3 protein-coding genes and 1 pseudogene are annotated in these 3493 nt (G+C 64.0%); 3 read left to right on the plus strand and 1 reads right to left on the minus strand.

Features of this window, described 5'->3' with window-relative positions; genetic code table 11:
- Positions 1–595 precede the first annotated feature (595 nt).
- Positions 596–1150, plus strand: a complete 555-nt coding sequence (locus QOI01_RS30300) for an HPP family protein (RefSeq protein WP_526386962.1) — start codon at positions 596–598, stop codon at positions 1148–1150.
- Between the two features lie 65 nt (positions 1151–1215).
- Here QOI01_RS30300 and QOI01_RS30305 read toward each other — a convergent pair whose 3' ends face one another.
- A complete protein-coding gene (locus tag QOI01_RS30305; RefSeq protein ID WP_526386964.1) occupies positions 1216–1575 on the minus strand; it encodes an Rv2640c family ArsR-like transcriptional regulator in 360 nt (119 codons plus the stop codon).
- Positions 1576–1673: 98 nt separating this feature from the next.
- On the opposite strand from QOI01_RS30305, the gene QOI01_RS30310 reads away from it, so the two are divergent.
- Both QOI01_RS30310 and arsB read left to right on the plus strand, forming a co-directional pair.
- The gene (locus QOI01_RS30310; protein WP_526386966.1) at positions 1674–2099 is read left to right on the plus strand and encodes an ArsI/CadI family heavy metal resistance metalloenzyme; all 426 of its coding nucleotides are present in this window, start codon (positions 1674–1676) and stop codon (positions 2097–2099) included.
- Between the two features lie 6 nt (positions 2100–2105).
- Positions 2106–3493 (plus strand): annotated as a pseudogene (gene arsB / locus QOI01_RS30315) (ACR3 family arsenite efflux transporter); the annotation flags it as partial.

Below are 3493 nucleotides of genomic sequence, written 5' to 3' on the forward strand. Positions count from 1 at the left end.
TACACGCCGACCAACTCCATGTCGGGCCTGCCGATGACGGCGTGCAGCGAACGTCGCCCGATGTTGCCGGTGGTCCATTGGATGACGCGCAGCTTGTTCATCGGTTCCTTCAGAGTGGACGCCTGTCGGGTGGTCGGGTGTCGCTATGAGAATGAATTGTCCAGACAAGAGAATTGCATTCTCATTTGCGAAGAGTAGGACAACCCAGCGGGCCGCGCAAGAAGCTGACCTGAAGCCCGGTCAGCGCTCGACCATCTCCATGCGTGCATCGGTGATCGCGCCACGCCGCGAAGGCGCTGATCGACGCGGGTCCAGCCATCGTGTCGCCCCACCCTGCCCCTGGCCCCAGAACGGGCAAACCAACGACGGGGTGGCGCAGCCATCGCGCCTGCATCCGTATCGCGCCGCGATAGACACCGTGAATCGTACGTGCGAGAGCGCCTGCAAACCGTGGCGGAATGCACAGCCCATGCCCTCGACATCCGTTGCGCTGCACGATAAATACTGTGAATGACGTGATCGACGACGTCACCTTGCTCGACTCGTGCCGCGCCGCATAGCTTCTTCTGATGCGATCATCAGCCGGGAGAGCTTCGTGACGGAACCGTCCGTGGTCTCTGCGCAACCGCAACCGGCGGCGGAGTCGCAGACACCGAGTCGATCGCAGTGGTACGTGAGTTCTGCTCCACCCCGTCAGAAGCTGGGGGTGATCGTCGTCGAAACGATCGTGAGCTTGGTGGCACTCGCGATCGTGGCGGCGCTGACGGCCTTCACCCATGACCCGTGGTTGATCCCGCCTTTGGCGGCCAGTATGGCGCTGGTTGTTGGCGGCGCCCACTTCCCGCTGTCGCAGCCACGCAATGTGATCGGCGGGCATGTGATGTCGGCGATCGTCGGTGTGCTCGTCGGCATGATCGGCATCGATTCGCTGTGGGCCGGTGCACTCGCTGGCGCGTTGGCTCTTGGCACGATGAAACTGCTGCGGATGTCGCACTCCCCGGCCGCTGCGACTGCGATGATCGCCGTTGCCCCCGCCATCCCCCGGTGGGAGTTCGTCGTCCTGGTCGGGTCCGCGGCGGTGATTCTGGTCGTCGTAGGTTTGGCGGGCAACAAGATCAACGGTGCGAAGTACCCGCACTACTGGTGGTGACGGTCTGCCGCCCGGAGGGCATCATCGTCGCGTTGGCCGAAGAGCTGCGCTGAAGCCAAGTTCCGTCAGGTGCAGCAGGTGGGGTCCAGGACTGTGCAGAGTGCACCGACTGCGTCACGGCCCGGTCGGTGGTACACGTTCATCCCGCGCCGATCGGATTCGACGAAACCAGCGCGCCGGAGTTGAGCCAGGTGGTGGCTGACGGTGGACTCGGTCAGTCCGAGAGCCGTCGCCAATTCACCGCTGTTCTGTTCGCCCGCCGCGGAGCTGAACAACAGTGACATGATCTTCACGCGCGCCGGGTCCGCGAGCGCCTTGAGCCGCAGCGCCACTTCGAGCGCCGCCTCGTCGCTCATGGGTCCAGCGGCCACGGGCGCGCAGCAGACGGGGGCGGTCATGTCGATCGTCGGCAGCGTCTTGGGCACCAAGCCAGTATGGCGAACAGCATTGACATAAGTCAAAAAGGTGGGCAGTCTGGGATGGCATTAGTTCGACATAAGTCGCACACGTCGAAAGGTTCTTCATGTCCCGAGCCCAGCTTGCCCTCAACGTCGACGACCTCGACGAGGCCGTCACCTTCTACTCGAAGCTGTTCAACACGCAGCCCGCCAAGGTCAAGGAGGGCTACGCGAACTTCGCGATCGCCGAGCCACCGCTGAAGTTGGTCCTCTTGGAGAACCCCGGCAGGGGCGGCACCATCAACCACCTCGGGGTCGAGGTCGAGTCCAGCGACACCGTGCACGCCGAGATTGCCCGGCTCACCGCCGAGGGCCTCTTCACCGATGAGGAGATCGGCACCACGTGTTGTTTCGCCACCCAAGACAAGGTCTGGGTCACCGGGCCGGCTGGTGAGAAGTGGGAGGTCTACACGGTGTTGTCTGATTCCGACACCTTCGGCACCAGCCCCGAACATGCCGAGGAGTCCCCAGCCGCCAACGCTTGCTGCTGAGTCAGCGTGACCACGCCCATCGAAGCGGACGATCGTCCCGGCGTCGTCGAGAAACTCTCGCTGCTGAATCGCTTCCTGCCGGTGTGGATCGGCATCGCGATGGCTGTCGGCCTGCTGTTCGGCCGGCTCGTTCCTGGCTTGAACACCGCCCTGAATCATGTTGAGGTCGACGGCATCTCGCTCCCGATCGCAATGGGCCTGTTGATCATGATGTACCCGGTGCTGTCCAAGGTTCGCTATGACCGGCTCGACACCGTCACCGGGGACCGCAAGCTTCTCGTCAGCTCGCTGGTGCTGAACTGGGTGCTCGGGCCGGCGCTGATGTTCGCACTCGCGTGGCTGCTGCTGCCGGATCTACCCGAGTACCGCACCGGGCTGATCATCGTGGGCCTGGCCCGCTGCATCGCCATGGTCATCATCTGGAACGACCTGGCATGTGGCGACCGCGAAGCGGCAGCAGTCCTGGTGGCGCTCAACTCGATCTTCCAAGTCGTGATGTTCGCCGTCCTCGGCTGGTTCTACCTGTCGGTGCTGCCCGGCTGGCTCGGCTTGGAACAGACCACCATCAGCACCTCGCCGTGGCAGATCGCGAAATCGGTGCTCATCTTCCTCGGCATCCCGCTGCTGGCGGGCTATTTGTCGCGCCGCGTGGGGGAGAAGGCCAAGGGGCGCTCCTGGTACGAGTCGAACTTGCTGCCCGTCATCGGCCCATGGGCTCTGTACGGCCTCCTGTTCACCATCGTCATTCTCTTTGCGCTGCAGGGTGATCAGATCACCAGCCGTCCCCTCGACGTCGTGCGCATTGCCCTCCCGCTGCTGGCCTACTTCGCGATCATGTGGGGCGGGGGATATCTTCTGGGTGCTCTGCTCGGCCTGGGCTATCAGCGCACCACCACGTTGGCGTTCACTGCGGCGGGCAACAACTTCGAACTTGCCATCGCCGTAGCCATTGCGACGTACGGCGCCACCTCCGGGCAGGCGCTCGCCGGTGTCGTCGGCCCGCTCATCGAGGTCCCCGTCCTCGTCGCGCTGGTCTACGTCTCCCTAGCCCTGCGAGGTCGCTTCAGGACGGAGTCACGATGACCGAATCCCCGACGCCGTCAGTGCTTTTCGTCTGCGTCAAGAACGGCGGCAAGTCTCAGATGGCCGCCGGGCTGATGCACGAGATCGCCGGTGCCGCCGTGGACGTGCACTCCGCTGGGACGAAGCCGGGGAGCGAGGTCAACAAGCTGTCCGCCGAGTCGCTCGCCGAAGTCGGCATCGACATCAGCAGGGAGACACCCAAGCCCATCGCCGCCCAACTTCTGCGTGACGTCGACATCGTGGTGACACTCGGGCGCGAAGCTCACGTCGAACCCGTTGCCGGAACCCGGTTCGAGAACTGGGATACCGAC

Origin of the sequence: Mycobacterium sp. (assembly GCF_032162605.1) — a bacterium.
In the GTDB taxonomy this organism is placed as follows: Bacteria; Actinomycetota; Actinomycetes; order Mycobacteriales; family Mycobacteriaceae; genus Mycobacterium.